The sequence below is a fragment of the Dorea sp. AM13-35 genome (assembly GCF_003473885.1).
GTDB classification, from domain to species: domain Bacteria; phylum Bacillota; class Clostridia; order Lachnospirales; family Lachnospiraceae; genus Dorea_D; species Dorea_D hominis.
Window position 1 is genome coordinate 43,747 of record NZ_QUCZ01000012.1, and the last position, 17,597, is coordinate 61,343.

The following is a 17,597-nucleotide window of genomic DNA, read 5'->3' on the forward strand; positions in this document are numbered from 1 at the left end:
TCGCAACTGCTCTTATGTTTCACATTATATCCCTGGATTTTAACTTTGTCAACACCCTGTTTTGAATATTTTCATTTCAGAGTTTCCTCTTCCATCCTCTGCAATCTTCGTGCCAGACAGGCATTTACTGATTGATCCGGTCTGTAACTTTAATATCTGCGAAAGATGTCATCTCCCAGTCATTTCCATTTTTCTCAAGCACATAAGTACACTCCTGTGTCATAAGCTGCAGCGGTTTACCTGCCACCTGCACATAATAAGTCTCTCTTGTAGAAATCTTGCACTTATTCTTACCGCTGTATTTTACATCTGTCAGTTCATAAGAATCCAATTGTTCAGAAATTTTACGCTGAACATATTTCTCCTGTTCTTTGTAAATCGGGCTTCCATTCTTCAGATATCCGGAAATCTTTGAAAAATCATTTGTATTCATTGCTTCTGCAAAATTCTTCAGATAACCTTCCACAACCGCCTCCGGTCCATCCTTATAAATATCTGCACTCTTGGCGCTTAACAATACATTCGGTGTATAGCTGTATTTGCAGGAGCCGCCATATTCCACACTCTTATATCCTGCTTCGATATCTGCTTTACTTTCCAGCTTCATGTCAGATTTGTCTTCAAACTCAACCATGTAAAGTTGTTTTTCCATTTCATAAACCTGATCGTAAATACTCTTCATGCCATTTACATCTGTAACACTATAATAAGCTCCACCAGTCTGTTCCGCAATATATCTTGCATCATTGTAATCATAACCTCCGATTCCGATAATAAAAATCGGTACATGATAACGGTTTGCTGTCCGGATCACGGTATCCGGGCTGCAATTACTGTGATTATCCTGTCCGTCAGTAAATGCGATCACGCATCTGGCTCCATTCTGCGCCGCAACACGTTCTACGGAAGTATATAAAGCATCGTACAGACTGGTCTCTTCTTCTGTCTGCAACTGGTTAATACAGTTCACAAGATCGCTGGCATCATCGGTAAATTTCCGTTCCAGGCGGACTCCTGTAGAGAATGATGTAAGTTCCACTTTGTCTCCGGCGTCAAACTGCACACTGTTTACAAAATCTGACATGATCTGTTTTGCTTCATCCAGCGGTCCACCATCCATACTTCCGCTGACATCTGCAACCATATCTACCTTCAGCGCTTCTTTTTCATTTAACTGTCCGGCAGAAGTAATTATCTGCTTCACATATTTTGCATTTGCATCTTTTTTCTTAATATAGAAAAGCGAATTACTGAGCTTCTTCGGTACTTCTCCGGTATTGCCATCTTTCACACTCAGATACAGACGGATCTTCGGAAATGCAGACGCATCCACCTGCTGAACTGTAACATCCAGCGGATTCTTCGGATCGATATACAGATAGATTGCCTGATCCATCTTTGCAAATGTTTTCTGGATAGATTTGTAATTTCTCGTCTTTTCTTTTGTCAGGCTCTGAATCTCTTTTAAAATCGTCTTATAACTGCTTACTTCTTTGGACGATGCCTCGGAAAGATCTACATTTTCATACATAGATACCTGATCAGAAATATATTGGTCATCTGCGCTTTTTAATGCTTCCAATGCTTTCACAGCATTCTTATAAGTTGTCTGTGTCTTTTTGCCTTCTTTTTTCTTAATTGCACTGCGACATTCTTTTAATGCACTTTCATATGCGCTGTAACTTTCAGAATCCAGATCATACTGTTTTTTCTCTTTCTCCATCTCTGACAGTTCTGACGCACAGTCCTGAAATGCATCCACACCTTTTTTAAGTTCTTTCAGTTCTTTAACAACAGCTCTTTTACCGCCAAAATCCAGTACACCAAGATTCTCCCATTCTGCTGCCAGCCTTGCTTCTTCCGACTGATAATCTTTAAGACCGGCTTTCTCAATCTTTGACACTGCACTGTTCTTCTGCCATGCAAGACCAACCGTCCCATATAATAAGCCGCCACCGATAATCAATACAACTGCTGCGATAACCGCTGCAATAATAACTGTCTGATTCTTCTTCGGTGATGCCGGTGTCTGTCCGGATGTTGTTCTTCCACCTGCTGGTGGTATCTGTCCGGATGCCTGTGTATTTCCCGGATTCTGTACGGTTTTCTCCGGCTGTACCGGTTCTACCGGTGCACCACATTCCGGACAGAATCTGGCACCCTTTTCCAGCTCAGAGCCACAATTTGCACAAAACATTGTTATTCCTCCTCCAATCTCATTCCTTCTGCGATTCCTTTCGCATCTGCTTCTGCCCATTCCTTTGCCAGCGTTCCATCTGCTGCCAGCTTACGCATCTTCGGTACGGTATGGAAACCATGCTCCACGATCATTCCCGGTACCGCAACATTCGATGCGCCCCTTAATACGCCGTAATAATCACCATTATTTCCACGACGGGCACAGACCGTTCCTTCTTTATCCACACTGTCATTATAGGCATCTGTCCAGTTCAGTATATCATCTTTTCCACTTACTGTGTGAAACTTTTCCTGTGTGCTGATTCCTAATTTTGCATTGGAAACTGCCAGACTGGTTCCGATTGCATTTGCCACCCTAAGTGCCTGTTTACTTTCCATTGCAACAGTATTAACAATCACAATTGGCTTTGTAATGCCAATTGGCTGTCTGTTCGTATCCACACCGTTGGCATGTTCCAGATTAGCATTCGTATGGAGTGAAATAAAGAGATCCATGCCTTTTGCCGCCTCACCGCGCAGGCTGATCTTTCCGGAATCCAGTGCCAGATTCTCGTATCCGTTGATACAGATATTGCCGCTGGTACGTGTCAAATGTACAATCACCCCATATCGTTCTTCCAGTATCTTTTTCAGTTCTTTTGCCACCTGCAATGTAAAATTGCCTTCACAGTAAACAACTTTTCCGTTTTCATAGACTTCATTCTTTTTTGAATAATGCCCCGGATCAATACAGATCTGTATCTTTTTCTGTCTTTTTATTATTTTCTGCTGTTCTTTTGCTTTCTGTTTTTTTTCTTCTTCCTGCTTTTTTCGTTGCTCCATTGCTTCTTTTCTTTCCTGTGCCACTTCTTTTTGCTTTTCTATTTTCTGTACTTCTTCATTCTCTCTTATTTTCATCTGTCTCATATAGCTTTTTGCTCCACATAGTCCGATCACAAGCAATAACATTCCCACTGCTGCAAAAATCTTTTTTTTCATCATTTTTCTTTTTCCCGCTTTTCTTCCATATTACTGCCGCGGATCACGGCTTCTTCTCCATATCTTCCACGTATTTCCTTTAAAGCCTGCTCCAGCTTTGCTTTCTTTTCACTGGCTTTCTTCCTTTTCTCCATCTCCGGCTGTACTTCAAATATGGTAAGCTGTTCTGGTGCAGACGCATCCGTCAACTTGGAACTTCGGATTCCCAGCAGACGAATGGGTTGTTTTTTCCACATTTCCCGGAATAATTCTGCTGCTGTCTCGTAAATTCTGGCATCCTCATTGGTTGCTCTCTCCAGCTGTGTCTGGTGGGAACTATTTTCAAAATTATAATACTTAATCTCCACACTGATCATTCCGGCTTTCTGCCCAGCTTTCCTGAGTCTCCTTCCTACGCTTCCTGCCAGTTTTCCCAGCACTTCACACGCCTCTTCTTCTGTCTTTGCATCCTGCGGCAGTGTAATAGAGTTGCCAATTCCTTTTGCCTCCTGACGTACCGGTTCTACCGGCGAATTGTCCATACCATTGGCAAATTCCCATAGTTTGCGCCCGTGGCTTTTCAGATGTATCTCCAGTAGTTCCGGATTCATCTGTGCCAGATCTCCGATCGTGCGGATCTCCAGCTTCTGTAAATATTCCACACTCGACCTGCCCGCCATAAAAAGTTCTCCGATTGGAAGCGGCCACATTTTCTCCTTAATCTCATCCGGAAATAACGTATGTACTTTATCCGGTTTTTCAAAATCCGATGCCATCTTTGCCAGCAGTTTATTTTCCGATATTCCAACATTCACAGTAAATCCAAACTGTCTGCGGACTTCATTTTTAATCTCTAAAGCGCCTTCCATCGGTGAGAAAAAACGCGGCGCGCTCTCTGTAAAATCCATATAACACTCATCTACGCTGACCTGTTCGATCTGATCCGTATAACCGCGCAGAAATGTCATCAATTTTCTGCTGTAATCCGAATAGAGTCTGTGATCCGGCGGTGCGATCACAAGATTCGGACACTTACGAATGGCATCCACAACGGGTTCCCCTGTGCGGATGCCATACTTCTTAGCGGAAATGGATTTGGCAAGCACGACTCCATGTCTGGAAGCTCTGTCGCCTCCGATGATAGCCGGTATCTTACGCAGATCCGTCTCCGCTCCATTCTTCAATTGTTCCACTGCACTCCAGCTTAAATACGCAGAGTTCACATCTATATGGAAGATTATCCGTGGCATCTTATCGCTCCTTATAAGTCAGACTCTGGTACCACCTGCATATATTCCTGAATATGCGCAGCAAGTTTTTCATTCTCAACATCAATCACAATAGTCTCACCTGCCCGGATCTCACCTTCCAGCATCAGTTTTGCTGCCAGTGTCTCAACATGCTTCTGCAAATATCTCTTCAGCGGACGTGCTCCGTAAGTCGGATCGTAACCACCTTCCACTACATAATTCTTTGCAGCTTCTGTCAGGGAAAGGGAAATCTCTTTGTCTGCCAGACGTCTGTTTACATCTTTTACAAGTAAGTCAATTATATGATAAATGTTATCTTTGTTCAATGGTTTGAATAAAATCGTCTCGTCCAGACGGTTCAAAAATTCCGGTCTGAAATGTGCACGCAGGTCATTCATAACCATTTCCTGTGCTTCTGGTTTGATCGTTCCATCTTCATTAATTCCATCCAGCAGATACTGGGAACCAATATTGGATGTCATGATCAGGATTGTATTCTTAAAATCTACAGTACGTCCCTGGGAATCCGTAATACGTCCATCATCCAACACCTGCAATAATACATTAAATACATCCGGGTGTGCTTTTTCAATCTCATCAAACAGTACAACTGAGTAAGGTTTTCTTCTGACAGCTTCGGTAAGCTGGCCACCTTCATCATATCCGACATATCCCGGAGGCGCTCCGATCAGTCTGGATACGGAATATTTCTCCATATACTCACTCATGTCGATACGCACCATGTTATTCTCATCATCAAACAGGCTCTCTGCAAGTGTCTTTGCAAGTTCTGTCTTACCGACTCCGGTAGGTCCAAGGAACAGGAACGAACCAATCGGTCTGGTTGGATCTTTAATTCCGGCTTTGGATCGGATGATTGCTTCGGTTACAAGTTCCACACCTTCATCCTGACCGATGACACGTTTATGCAGCTCATCTGCCAGATGCAGTGTCTTGCTTCTCTCGCTCTCATTTAATTTGGCAACCGGAATACCTGTCCACCGGGATACGATCTTCGCAATCTCATCATCGGTAACACTTTCATGTACCAGATCGCGGTCTTCATCTTTTACTTTAGCTTCTTCATCTTCCAACTGTTTCTTCAGTTGTGGCAGCTTACCATACTGCAGTTCTGCAGCCTTCTCCAAGTCATAAGAATGCTGTGCTTTCTCAATCTCTTTGTTGATCTGCTCAATCTCCTCACGGATCTTCTGCACACGTTCAACGCCGACTTTCTCATTGTCCCACTGTGCTTTACGACTTGCAAATTCTTCTCTGCGCTCTGCCAGTTCTTCCTGCAGATGTACAAGTCTGTCCTGGCTCAACCGATCGTCTTCCTTCTTAAGAGCTGCTTCTTCTATCTCAAACTGCATGATCTTACGCTGTAATTCGTCCAGTTCTGCAGGCATGGAATCTAGTTCTGTCTTGATCATGGCACATGCTTCATCTACAAGGTCGATCGCTTTGTCCGGCAGAAAACGGTCGGAAATATAACGATCTGAGAGTGTTGCTGCTGCAACAAGTGCTCCATCTGTGATCTTCACTCCATGGAATACTTCATATCGTTCTTTCAGTCCTCGCAGAATGGAAATTGCATCTTCCACTGTCGGCTCTTCTACCATAACCGGCTGGAAACGACGTTCCAGTGCCGCATCTTTTTCAATATACTGACGATACTCATCCAGTGTTGTTGCACCGATACAATGCAGTTCACCTCTGGCAAGCATTGGTTTTAACATATTTCCTGCATCCATTGCACCGTCCGTCTTACCAGCGCCGACAATCGTATGCAACTCATCAATAAACAGGATAATTCGTCCATCGCTGTTTTTCACTTCTTCCAGAACTGCTTTCAGACGTTCCTCAAATTCTCCACGATATTTAGCACCTGCTACAAGTGCTCCCATATCTAGTGAGAAAATTGTCTTGTCTTTCAGTCCTTCCGGTACATCACCACGGACAATTCTCTGTGCAAGTCCTTCTACAACTGCTGTCTTACCAACACCTGGTTCACCGATTAGGACCGGATTGTTCTTCGTCTTACGTGAAAGGATACGGACTACATTACGGATCTCAGAGTCACGTCCGATCACCGGATCCAGTTTCTGCTCTCTTGCCCGCTCTACCAGATCAGAACCATATTTATTCAACGTATCATAAGTATCTTCCGGGTTATCACTTGTTACCCTCTGATTGCCTCTCACAGTAGATAATGCTTGCAGGAATCCTTCCCGGCTGATACCCATCTCACGAAGCAGTGCCTTCATATCTTTACTTGCATATTTTATAATAGCGAGGAAGAGATGCTCAACAGAAACATATTCGTCTCCCATCGGTTTTGCCTCATCCTCTGCGTGGATCAGAACATTATTCAGATCCTGTCCTACATACTGTCTTCCACCCTGTACTTTCGGGCGTTTTGTAATCGCCTCTTCCACGCGATTAATAATAAGGTTCTTATCGAGCCCCATCTTTTCCATCAATTTCGCGATCAGGCTGTCATCCTGTGTTAATAATGCATAAAGCAAATGCTCCTGTGCAATCTCCTGGTTGCCATAGTCAGATGCAATGCGTTCACAGTCTTGCACAGCCTGCAATGATTTCTGTGTAAATTTATTTATATTCATAAAGACAACCTCCTTTTTGCTCTTGTTCTACTTGCAATATAACAATACAACACTTTATCAGCACTGTCAAGAGTCGAGTGCTAATTGTTTTAAAAAGTATTCTTAAACCTTTTCATAAGTAACTTTTACCATTGCTACATTGATGTCAAAATAATTGTGCTTGATTTCTGTCTGCAAATATTCTTCTGCATGTGCAATGCGCAAACTTTTGCAATTATTTTATTCCATACTAATTTTATTATCTACAGCATATTTATATAATTTAGTACATTTATTTTTTTCAATGACGATCGTACCCGCAAAATCTCCAAATGCCCAATCATCTATATTTTTCACATCCCCTGCAAAATATACTTTTTCAAGATTTACAATCGATCCAAATACTGCCATCTTCATACTTGTTACTGTCTTCGGTACTTTAATACATTTCAATTCTTCGTGATAAGCAAAGGAAGCTTCTCCTAGCGAAGTCACTTTTAATCCATCTATTTTTTCCGGAATATGTAAACTATCCACATTTTTCTTTAGGTAACCAATTATTTCAACTGTATTTTCTCCTTCATTGATTCTATAACTATATTTTTTATCCTTTGATATTTCCAATTCTTTTATCGTTTTTCTGACATTTAAAATTTCTCCATTATTTAAGTGGACCCCAACTTTTCTTGCTGCTGTTTCAAAATACATAATATCTGAATGCTTAATTCGAACATCCGCTTCACTTGTTTTAATAACAATATATGAATCCTGCATTTCTCCAAGCCTTGCATAGGCTGCTTTCAAATCTAGAAACAGTTCTTTTTCTATCCTGCTTTTTCTAATATATCTGAATGGACTATATTCTATGGATTCAAATACATACTGCTCATGTGCGGATACAAAGATCAATATTATATCTGAATTTTCTTCACGCAGCTTTTTGGCAATCTCCAGTCCCGAAATACCAGGCATGTCTATATCCAAGAACAATATATCAATTTCACTGCTGCTTTGTCTAATTCTTTTTTAGTATATCTAATGATTCCTGCTCATCATCGCATAATGCAATGTTAATTATCATTGTAACTTTCCCTCATTTTTCTTTATATATTCTCCTTTACATTAAAAATAATTGCAAGACAGATTACTGCATAAGATATAAACGTACGGAAATATTCTCCGATTGCAACGCTTGAGAACAGTGTCTGCCCAGCAAGTGGCGATACAATAAACAGAAAATGGAACAAAAATAATCCTAAAAACACATTGCGGATATTCGCATTTTTAATTCCGGCTCCACCAGCCAGAATTGCCGCACTTGAGAAAATCTCACGATTGCTTTGCGCGGTATACACGCTCAACATTCCAACATTCTGTAAATACATGATCTGTCCGTAAGCCGCAAGCACCGTAGAAATAATAATTGCGATGATTCTCATTTTATTCACATCGATGCCAAGGCTCTGCGACTTATCCATACTTTCACCGACAGCTTTCATATTAATACCGAGCTTGCTTCGAAGCAAGTAAAATATGAACAGACTGACTACTGTGATGATCACAAGATTCAACACCGAACATTTAATCCCCCATATTTCAAATTTCAAACAATCATCGATAATGCCACCCAGACTTTCCAGGTTTACAACATGCTGAATTCCCAGTCCGGATTTTAAAAGCAATTTTTCGTTTGTAGCAGGAATGATCGTTCCAAATCCGACCATAAAGATTAACTGATAGATACTGATTCCGATATATCCGATAATGATGGAAGTAATCATCTCTCGCCCTTTTACACGGTTTAAGATTGCTCCGATCACATAACCAAATGCGACAGCAAGGATTGTAGAAAGAAGTACAACCGCTAAAAGTGCCGGATATCCTTCCAGTCCATAATTTAATACAAAAAGAATGGCTGTCTGTGCTGCCAGTGCACCAATGCTGATGGCAAAGTTAAGTCCCAAACCGGCTATGATCGGAACGATCAGTGACAATACCATCACGCTGTTTCGCAAAATTCTTGTTACTACTTCAGACATAACAAAATTAAGCGACATTCCTGACACAATATATCCTATGACAGACAGGATAATGAATAACAATGGAATTCGATTTGATTTAAGCTTTTTCAACATTCTTCTCCTTTTTTGTTTCTTTAAACATTGCAAATAAGATAATGACATTTGTCAAAATAGATCTTGTGATCTCGGTAAGCTCTGTCGCAACCAGCTCATTTGCAAGAGGCACACTAAACACTAAAATCCCGTGAAAAATCAATGTACCTACAATCACGTTTAAAATATTTCCATTATGTTCCGTACAGCCTCCGATAAGAAGCGCAGATGCTGCAGAAAAGGCGATCGCTTTCGGTGCATTATAAAGTTCCAGATATCCATAGCTTTGTGAATAGAAACAGATACCTACACCTGCAATGATCGTTGATAAAACGATTGCCGTCATCTTAATCTTATTCGATTGCAGCCCCATAATCTCGCAATAGGCTTCATTTTCACCGAGGGCAAGCATATTTTGACCGATATTACTTTTAAAAATAATATAGATGATCACGCACACGATAAAAAAGCAAAGGAGATATCCTACCGGAATCATCATTCCACCTATTTTTATCTGGAAAATTTTTTCAATGATTTTGTCAAAATATCCTTCCAGCCCAATCTTTGGACGCATTCCTTTTCCTGCGATTGGAAATACCATGACCGGATTGTCAAATGGAATAGTCACCCATAAAATACAGGACAGCGGAATGATTGATAAACCTAAAAAGTTTCCTGTGATCTCCTCTGTTCCACTTGCCTTTATTAAAATGCGTCCATAAATTCTTCCGAACACAAAACTAATAAGAATTGTAAGGAGAAGCACGCATAAAAATCCTTTCACACCAGTGATTTCAAAGTTCATAACCGTGCTGATACTAATAAGACCGGCTATGATCCCGACTGGCATTCCGAAGTTAAATCCCATTCCGGCATTCAGCATCGGAAGAAGTGATAATACAAACACACCGTTCATAGGAAGTCGGATCAGCATATCCGTAAGCAGCGGGCGGATTGGAATTCCCATGTAACAGGAAACAGCGATCATGACAAGCAAAAAGATCAGCAATACATTTTTTTGTAATTTAAACTTTTTCATAGCTGTCCTCCTCTCTCATTTTTGAAAAAGCTCTCGCAAACTGTTCTGCATCTGCATCGTGTTTTAAAACATCTACAAGTTCCCCCTCATAAAATACGCAGATGCGATCACATATTTTTTTCATCTCTTCAATATCTCCGGATGCGAGAATGATCGTAGTCCCTGCTCTTTTATTCAAATCTGCGAGCAATTTTAAAATATTGTCTTTTGATTTGATATCAATCCCTCTCGTCGGTTCATTAATAAATAATACGTCCGGATCCATTAAAATCGCACGTGCCAACGCTACTTTTTGCTGGTTTCCACCGCTCAATTCACAGATTGGCTGTCGAATTGACTCACATACTACGTCATATTTCGTTACTACTGTTTCTGCCTGATTTTTCTCTTTATTTTTATCATAAAATTTAATTTTATTTCCGATAGACAGACGATTTAACTTATCAGAGAAATTCTTCAAATAGAAATTGATATTCTCTGCTACTGATTTGTCCAAAAGAAGTCCATTTCTTCTTCTTTCTTCTGTGACAAACACAATACCTGATTCAATCGCTTCCGCTGTTTTATTAATTTTTATTTCCTTCTCATCTTTGTAAAATGTGAAATCTCCGGCAATTTTATCTGCTCTTAACGTGCCATATGCCAGTGCATTTTTCCCATGTCCGTTCATTCCGGTAAGACCGATGATCTCTGACTGATATATGTCAAAGTTCAGATTTTTTATCGGTTCGTTTTTTCGTGCAACATAAAAATCTTTATACGTCAGCACTACTTTTTCCTGCTTTGCTTCATTTTCCTTAAAACGCTCTGCAAATGCGTAATTATATCCGATAATCTCTTCCGCTATTTTTTCGCGGCTGAATTCTTCTTTTTTGTCACTTAGATAAACCGGATCTCCGTCCCTTAATACGAGGATTGTATCCGAAACTGCGATGATCTCTTCAATTCGGTGTGACACTAAAATAATAGTTAAGCCTTCATCTGCCAGTTTTTTCAACTGTTCCAGAAGCTTGTTAGAGTCTTTTTCATTCAATGTAGCTGTCGGCTCATCCAGCATTAATAATTTTGTATCTTCATTGGCGATCGAGCGGGCGATTTCTACAAACTGCTTATTATTGATTGGAAGTTCACAGATTTTCATCTCCACATCCAGATCAAGCCCTAATCTTGCCAGGATCTCTTTTGCTTTTCTTTTATTCTCTTCTGTATAGAAATTCTTCATGCTTCCTTTTATCTCGCGATAGGAATTCATTACATAATTAGGCAATGCTATATTTTCCCATATACTTAAATCTTCTAACAGACTGAATTCCTGGTGCACCATACAAATCCCGTAGCTCTGGCTTTCTACCGTTGATGTGATCTTTACTTTTTGTCCATCTATGAAAATATCACCTTCGTAACCACCTGTCTCGTCAATAATATGGTCACCGGAAATAATATTAAGCATTGTACTTTTCCCGGATCCATTAACTCCCATAAGTCCTAAGATCTGCCCTTTTTTCAACTCTATATTCACATTTCGCAAAACGGAGTTACCACTAAATTTCTTTCCCAAATTGTTTAATTTTAAAACTGTATTTTCCATCGTCATTCCCACTTATAAAAGATAGCTGTGGCACGACTGTGTCACAGCTAGTCTTTTTCATTATATTTTAGTAATAAATTGAACCCATAATGTAAAGGAGATAGTTGTCATATTTACCATCAAGTTTTTCCATTTCGACTGATACACCTGTTACGTCTTTTGCGATTTTTCTTAATGCATCAATATCTGTTAATTTGATGTCGCCTTTCAAGGCCTGGATTGCTACTTCTGTCGCAAATTCCGGCTGGAATGCTTCCATAGAAATTGGCCATGTAGACAGTCTTCCTGTAACACCATTCTTCTTTGCAACATCGCTGATCATCTTGTTGATTGCATCGTAATCACCTGCAATATCTTTTGTAATTTTAAGGTTCATACCTGCCGGATATCCCTGTGTAGGTGTCGGGCAACACTGCTCAGCTACGATATATTTGTATTTTAATTCCAGCCCGATTACGAAATCCTGTGTCGGACAGTATGTACTGAAGATACAAGTATCTTTTCCATATTTTTTGATCTCTTTTGGAATATCTTCTTTGATGAACTGATTTGTTGCACTGTCAGATGTTACGTATGGGTCTGGCATTGTTATATCGATGAAGTCCATACCAAGCTTCTTCGCTGTCTTTTTCATCGTCTCTCTTCTCTGTGCAATTTCTTCCATCTTAAGATGTGTCGGGAAAGAATAGTGGATAATTCTCTCAGCACCCATCTTTTTCGCTTTTTTTGCAATTACCTGCCCACGTTTGTTCCAGTTTGCATCGATACATAAATCAATGACATCCGCCATCTCATATGGATCATCCCATACAGGTGCAGTGATCACTTTCAAGTCCGGATTTTCTTTTTTTGCCATTTTGATTGCCGGTAAAATACCAGAATCACCATAGCAGATAACAAGTGCTTTGAAAGATGGATCCTTTGCAACATTCATGATCTGAGTGATTCCCGTCTCCTGCTCTGCTGCAAAGTCATCTGGCAATGTCAGATGCTCAACAACGCCCGGATACTTCTCTGCCATCTTCTCACCGGATCTGTACTGATCTTCACTCCAGGAAAGTGTCGGTGTCAACACACATACTTTTCCATCAATTTTCTTGTCTTCCTTTTTTGCTGTTCCTTGTTTGCCACATGCTGCTACTGAAAACATCATCACGCAAATCATCAGAACTGCAACCAGTCTTTTCATCTTTTTCATTTTCGTCTTTTTCCTCTTTTCCCCAATTTTTTGCGCGTTAAATCTGTTTTTGCGCAAAATAAACTCATTAATATATCTCCCAAATATTAATGACTTTATCCTACTATCATAGTAGCACCAATATGCTTTTTTTTCTAATTGAAATTCCATATAACTGCGTTCACTTATATTTTTTTTCTATTTGCTTTTTCAAAGAAAACTTCCAGCTCTTCAAAGGCTGCATCTTCTCCTATCGCGATCACGTGAAGGTCATCTTTCAATGCTCTTGCCTCCATACTTTCTACATTTTCCAGTTCCTGCATCAAGGCATTGCACTTTATTAAAACTTCATCGGAAATTCCTTCCCATTTTTCATGGAACCTGCGGTATCTGTAGTAAATTTCCTTTTCTTTCATGTATTGTCTCAGTACATTCGCCGCGCGCTCTGGACATCCATGTATATCCATATATGCGATTATATTTTTAAGATCCACAGCATCTTCTAGTGCATCATGGCTGACAGATGGTTTCAAACCACATAGCAGCTTCAGGTTTGCGATTCCTATACTTCGCATTTTCAGCTTTTTCGAATAGATTTCTTCAATATCCATCATCAGTGGAAGCATCATATTCACTGCCTTCCTCGTATGTTTCGAAACATCTGTGCGATAGTATTTTAAATCTTGCGCGATGACCATTTGATCCGGTCCCCACACAAAAATCTTCTTTACATTCCACTCGCGTAATTTTTTTGCAATTTCCCTCATCACCTGCTCATAAGAAGGGGCTCGAAGCAGCATCTCTTCTGTAATATTGGTCAGTTCCCGGAATTTATCATGAAGCGGTTCATCATTAAATATGTAAGAATGAAACCGTTCTACTTCTTCAAAATTTTTCTGGCAGATTACAAGACCAACTGACACTAACTTTGACGGTGGACCACCCTTTTGCTGTGAAGTTACAAACTCGGAATCAAGAAATGCAACTCTGCCTTCCCTTATCCAATCTGCGACGCAAAAACTTTTCTTCTTTGGCTTGCTTCTCCTGTTCGTGTTTCTTTTTTTCATCTTACTCAAAAAACCACCTCTTTTTATGCGTCAAAATCTGCTTCAAATGTTCCTTCCGGTGTTTTCATCGTTAAAATTCCAAGATTAAAATCTTCATCCTGAATGGTGATGTGATACTCGAACACAACATCATCCTCAAATTTGGAAAGTAAAATATACGTACCATTTTCTTTTCCTTCGATCTGGTCACAAATTCTGCTTTATTCATTCGTATTGTTACTGTATAATTTCGTTTTCGCATAAATCTTTGTCTCCTTTCTCCACTCTATCTTTTTTATAAATCATTCATAACCTTTCCGCTGGTAGATTAGCAGGGGATATATAAGAGAGTGCAACGCTCTCTTATACAGGTGCAGGGTGCATGACGTCCAGTGGACGTCAGCTTTGCACCGACCGGAGCGACAGCGGAGACAAGTCCTAGTCAATCAGTAAGTGTTCCGTAGGAATGTCCGGTGGACATTTCGCAGGGATACTTACGCCATTGATGTGCCGGGGTTCCAAGGGGCGGAGCCCTCTGGCAAGTTTAGGAACAACCCAAAGGCTGGCTCCGGTGCAGAGTGGCTTGCCACTTTGCGAAACTTGCCTGTCATCTTCCCACTACTAAACCGATACCAGCCAAGCAGCATTTCCACACTGCATTATCAACCCTAAATGGAGATGACGGTGGTTTTGTGGTGCAGGAACTGACTGTGGAAGAAATAGAAAAGCTTCCCTTTCGATAGATTTTCTCTTTCTGAAACAGGCTGTTCGTGCATCACTCCGATGCGAAGTATCGGACAATCATGTGCCGTATCCGGCACTCTATTCTTTTCTTCACCTTGCTTGTTCAATCCACCCTTAAGCACTTCTCTTCTCCACTTAATCATTTTCTTCTCCTAATGGAACTTCCCGGATAATATATTCGGTATCGCCATAAAAGCCATACTCATTACGCAATCTATGACGTTCCACATATCCATGATGCTCTAATTCCTTAATTGCAGAACGAACAGAATCAATCCCATCTCTGCTCAATGTTGCCAGTCCTTGCATATTGTAATTCCAGTCATCTGGCAAACTTAACATCAACGATAATAGACCTTTCGCTTTCAATGTCAGATTCTTATTCTTGAAATGGTGATTACTCATTACCGTAAAATTCTTAGTTCTCTCTACACGAAAAATCTGTGCCATGCTCCCATCCTCCTTTTCAGTTCAAAAGAAAAAGACGCAAGCCATATTCTTATGACTCACGCCTTTCTGCATAACTTACTTTTCTATTCTTCTGTTTCCAATTCCAATCTCTGTAAAATATCTCTTACAATACCTGCATCTTCAATCAGATTAATTCCAAAACATTTTTTACCTGCATCCTTCAAAGACGCACCCACATGATATGCTTTCGTTTTATCAAGAATTAAAAAACGATCATGAAATGCTCTTGTGTACTTCACATCCAGTTTAGGATACTGTGCATTAAAGTTATCTACATCTGTTTGAGATAATTTTGTCCGTTGCTGTGTATAAACTGTCACCGCCACATTTTCTTTCTTTTTGGACAACATATTTAATGTTCCTACATCCACATAGCCATCTACCAGAACAATTTCCATTTCTGCTTTCTGAATCAGTCCTATCAATAAGCTGAATGCATCATATATCTGACCATCAAAAAATATCTTTTGATTAGACTCCTCATGATCTGATATGTACTCAAAAATCTGCTCCAGTTTTTCATCTGTCTTTTTCTGATATTCCAGTTGTTTTAGCTCAACGTTACTAATCCTTTCAAACAAAAGTGCATTGTTGGCTATAAACCGTCGCATTTCTACAAATGCACGCATAATACCTATACTTACATTAATTGCCACCTCACTATGCAATACACTTGCAAGCATGGATATTCCCTGCTCTGTAAATACATACGGTAATGTACGTCTGCCACCATAACCATTTTCTGTTCCACTGCCATTTGAGGTGCCAAATTGGCATTTCAAGTTTTCATATTCATCTTTTGTAAGCTGAAATCGAAAATCTTCTGGAAATCTGGCAATATTTCTTTTAACGGCTCTGTTTAACGCTCCCGTTTCTACCTGATAAAGCATTGCCAGATCACTATCCACCATGACTTGTTTGTTTCTTACTACATAAATCAGATTTTCAACGTCCGGTGGCATGATTTCAACTATTTGTGTTTCCACTGGTTCCATTTCTCTTACTTTCTGATCCGCCATTTCATCTCCTCTATAACTTGAAATGCCAAACTGGCATTTCAAGTTACTTTACCGAACAATCATTTCTTATGAGTTCCCAAAATCCATGTTCCCATTTTACCCTATTTTTCTCATTCTGCCTACTGCTATTTTTCATACAATAATGAGGTCGCAATCCACGACCTCATCACCTTCATTTAAACATAAATCAATTCCTTGAGAATAATCTCTTCTGCAATTGCTTTGTGTTGATTAGCAGCTCTTACCCAGGCAATCTGATCTTTCTCTTTATCCGGCAATGGTTCTTTTTCTTCTAACTGTTTCAGTATTACCTCTTCCCGTTCTCTGGCTGCCTTGTCCACTTCCAGAAGATGCTCTCCAATGGTATCCTGTAAAAGCATCACCTGATAGGTTGAATTTCGATAGTTTTTCAGATAATCTCTGCGAAGAAAACCATACTTGCCAAGTTGCTCCATCTGCTCACCGGATTTATAGGTGAGATTCGGGATCAGATATCCATTTACATTTGTATACGTTAATTCCATTTTATTAGCACTCTCCATTTCTCATCATTTTTTGACCACAAATTTACGACATTTACGACAAATCTGACACTGCTTTACAATACCAGACAAAATGACTGATGCCCCGGAAAGCCTGTAAAACAGGCACTTCTAGGATACACAAGACAGGACAAAAATCGACTTCCATTATCAAGAGGTGAGTGCTAATTTTGAATATTTTCATTTTCGTTCTCACTTGCCACTGATCATTCAACAGAAAATCTGCCAGATATTACTTTTTTTCAGCCAAATTATTCTTCGTAAGTAAATATATAGGACTCATATCCGTTAATAATAACCGTATTCTTATATTTCGTAACTCTTGGTTTTCTTCCATAATTTAGATGCACATGTCCGTGAAGATGGTATTTCGGCGAATATTTTTCCAAAAGCTCCTTAAATACTTCAAATCCCTGATGTGCGGCTGATTCTTCATCATTGATCCCTTTCGTCGGTGCGTGAGTCAACAGAATATCAAATCCTTTTTTCTGTCTCATTTTCAACCACATTTTCTGCACTCTGCGCTTCATTTCTTTCTGTGTGTATTGATGGGATCCGCCATTGTACCAACAAGATCCGCCAAGTCCCAGAATCCTTATCCCTTTATATTCATAAATCTGGTTTTCAATACAAATACAGCCTTCTGGTTCTTTTCTTTCATATATCCCATCATGATTTCCATAAATATATAATAATGGGCAATGGGCCATTGTCACTAAAAAGCTAAGATATTCTGGTTTCAAGTCCCCGCAGGACAGTATAAGATCAATATCCTTTAATTTATCCGGCGTATAATAATCCCAGAGACTTCTGGATTCTTCATCTGCTATTACGAGTATTTTCAT

Annotated in this window: 15 protein-coding genes; all 15 read right to left on the minus strand. The window is 39.9% G+C overall.

All coding sequences use genetic code 11. The features are described 5' to 3' along the window. Nucleotides 1–124 precede the first annotated feature (124 nt). On the minus strand, nucleotides 125–2,197 hold the full coding sequence (locus DW152_RS12325; protein ID WP_021859646.1) for a VWA domain-containing protein: 2,073 nt from the start codon (nucleotides 2,195–2,197) through the stop codon (nucleotides 125–127). A gap of 2 nt (nucleotides 2,198–2,199) precedes the next feature. Then, nucleotides 2,200–3,180, minus strand: a complete 981-nt coding sequence (locus DW152_RS12330; RefSeq protein ID WP_118288746.1) for an N-acetylmuramoyl-L-alanine amidase family protein — start codon at nucleotides 3,178–3,180, stop codon at nucleotides 2,200–2,202. After that, complete coding sequence (locus DW152_RS12335) at nucleotides 3,177–4,406, minus strand: DNA polymerase Y family protein (RefSeq protein ID WP_117538216.1); 1,230 nt, start codon at nucleotides 4,404–4,406, stop codon at nucleotides 3,177–3,179. The genes DW152_RS12330 and DW152_RS12335 overlap by 4 nt, the downstream gene beginning before the upstream one ends. 11 nt (nucleotides 4,407–4,417) lie before the next feature. Then, the gene (clpB, locus tag DW152_RS12340) at nucleotides 4,418–7,033 is read right to left on the minus strand and encodes an ATP-dependent chaperone ClpB (protein WP_118288747.1); all 2,616 of its coding nucleotides are present in this window, start codon (nucleotides 7,031–7,033) and stop codon (nucleotides 4,418–4,420) included. A 219-nt stretch (nucleotides 7,034–7,252) separates the two neighbouring features. Further along, entirely contained in the window at nucleotides 7,253–8,032 is a 780-nt protein-coding gene (locus tag DW152_RS13535; protein ID WP_330416790.1) for a response regulator, read from the minus strand. An 83-nt stretch (nucleotides 8,033–8,115) separates the two neighbouring features. After that, the gene (locus tag DW152_RS12350; protein WP_158549922.1) at nucleotides 8,116–9,147 is read right to left on the minus strand and encodes an ABC transporter permease subunit; all 1,032 of its coding nucleotides are present in this window, start codon (nucleotides 9,145–9,147) and stop codon (nucleotides 8,116–8,118) included. Continuing rightward, nucleotides 9,131–10,165, minus strand: a complete 1,035-nt coding sequence (locus tag DW152_RS12355) for an ABC transporter permease subunit (protein ID WP_021859639.1) — start codon at nucleotides 10,163–10,165, stop codon at nucleotides 9,131–9,133. The genes DW152_RS12350 and DW152_RS12355 overlap by 17 nt, the downstream gene beginning before the upstream one ends. After that, the gene (locus tag DW152_RS12360) at nucleotides 10,152–11,753 is read right to left on the minus strand and encodes a sugar ABC transporter ATP-binding protein (RefSeq protein WP_158549921.1); all 1,602 of its coding nucleotides are present in this window, start codon (nucleotides 11,751–11,753) and stop codon (nucleotides 10,152–10,154) included. Before DW152_RS12360 ends, DW152_RS12355 begins: the two co-directional genes overlap by 14 nt. Nucleotides 11,754–11,820: 67 nt before the next feature. Next, nucleotides 11,821–12,951 (minus strand): DUF3798 domain-containing protein, encoded by a 1,131-nt coding sequence (locus DW152_RS12365; protein WP_242992980.1) that lies wholly within the window; start codon nucleotides 12,949–12,951, stop codon nucleotides 11,821–11,823. Nucleotides 12,952–13,115: 164 nt separating this feature from the next. Then, entirely contained in the window at nucleotides 13,116–13,997 is an 882-nt protein-coding gene (locus DW152_RS12370) for an exonuclease domain-containing protein (protein WP_158570043.1), read from the minus strand. 647 nt (nucleotides 13,998–14,644) lie between these two features. Next, nucleotides 14,645–14,863: a hypothetical protein gene (locus DW152_RS12380; protein ID WP_117538212.1), complete on the minus strand. Its 219-nt coding sequence runs from the start codon at nucleotides 14,861–14,863 to the stop codon at nucleotides 14,645–14,647. Continuing rightward, entirely contained in the window at nucleotides 14,856–15,170 is a 315-nt protein-coding gene (locus DW152_RS12385) for a helix-turn-helix domain-containing protein (RefSeq protein ID WP_019162573.1), read from the minus strand. Before DW152_RS12385 ends, DW152_RS12380 begins: the two co-directional genes overlap by 8 nt. 83 nt (nucleotides 15,171–15,253) lie before the next feature. Continuing rightward, a complete protein-coding gene (locus DW152_RS12390; protein WP_005341533.1) occupies nucleotides 15,254–16,210 on the minus strand; it encodes an ORF6N domain-containing protein in 957 nt (318 codons plus the stop codon). A 176-nt stretch (nucleotides 16,211–16,386) separates the two neighbouring features. Further along, the gene (locus DW152_RS12395; protein ID WP_026649314.1) at nucleotides 16,387–16,734 is read right to left on the minus strand and encodes a TnpV protein; all 348 of its coding nucleotides are present in this window, start codon (nucleotides 16,732–16,734) and stop codon (nucleotides 16,387–16,389) included. Between the two features lie 269 nt (nucleotides 16,735–17,003). Next, on the minus strand, nucleotides 17,004–17,597 hold the full coding sequence (locus DW152_RS12400; protein ID WP_117538211.1) for a metallophosphoesterase family protein: 594 nt from the start codon (nucleotides 17,595–17,597) through the stop codon (nucleotides 17,004–17,006).

What these genes read in the sequence shown, in the direction of transcription:
- DW152_RS12325 (WP_021859646.1), bottom strand. Translation starts at nt 2,197, where the DNA reads ATGTTTTGTGCAAATTGTGGCTCTGAGCTGGAAAAGGGTGCCAGATTC.
- DW152_RS12330 (WP_118288746.1), bottom strand. Translation starts at nt 3,180, where the DNA reads ATGATGAAAAAAAAGATTTTTGCAGCAGTGGGAATGTTATTGCTTGTG.
- DW152_RS12335 (WP_117538216.1), bottom strand. Translation starts at nt 4,406, where the DNA reads ATGCCACGGATAATCTTCCATATAGATGTGAACTCTGCGTATTTAAGC.
- clpB (WP_118288747.1), bottom strand. Translation starts at nt 7,033, where the DNA reads ATGAATATAAATAAATTTACACAGAAATCATTGCAGGCTGTGCAAGAC.
- DW152_RS12350 (WP_158549922.1), bottom strand. Translation starts at nt 9,147, where the DNA reads ATGTTGAAAAAGCTTAAATCAAATCGAATTCCATTGTTATTCATTATC.
- DW152_RS12355 (WP_021859639.1), bottom strand. Translation starts at nt 10,165, where the DNA reads ATGAAAAAGTTTAAATTACAAAAAAATGTATTGCTGATCTTTTTGCTT.
- DW152_RS12360 (WP_158549921.1), bottom strand. Translation starts at nt 11,753, where the DNA reads ATGGAAAATACAGTTTTAAAATTAAACAATTTGGGAAAGAAATTTAGT.
- DW152_RS12365 (WP_242992980.1), bottom strand. Translation starts at nt 12,951, where the DNA reads ATGAAAAAGATGAAAAGACTGGTTGCAGTTCTGATGATTTGCGTGATG.
- DW152_RS12370 (WP_158570043.1), bottom strand. Translation starts at nt 13,997, where the DNA reads ATGAAAAAAAGAAACACGAACAGGAGAAGCAAGCCAAAGAAGAAAAGT.
- DW152_RS12380 (WP_117538212.1), bottom strand. Translation starts at nt 14,863, where the DNA reads ATGATTAAGTGGAGAAGAGAAGTGCTTAAGGGTGGATTGAACAAGCAA.
- DW152_RS12385 (WP_019162573.1), bottom strand. Translation starts at nt 15,170, where the DNA reads ATGGCACAGATTTTTCGTGTAGAGAGAACTAAGAATTTTACGGTAATG.
- DW152_RS12390 (WP_005341533.1), bottom strand. Translation starts at nt 16,210, where the DNA reads ATGGCGGATCAGAAAGTAAGAGAAATGGAACCAGTGGAAACACAAATA.
- DW152_RS12395 (WP_026649314.1), bottom strand. Translation starts at nt 16,734, where the DNA reads ATGGAATTAACGTATACAAATGTAAATGGATATCTGATCCCGAATCTC.
- DW152_RS12400 (WP_117538211.1), bottom strand. Translation starts at nt 17,597, where the DNA reads ATGAAAATACTCGTAATAGCAGATGAAGAATCCAGAAGTCTCTGGGAT.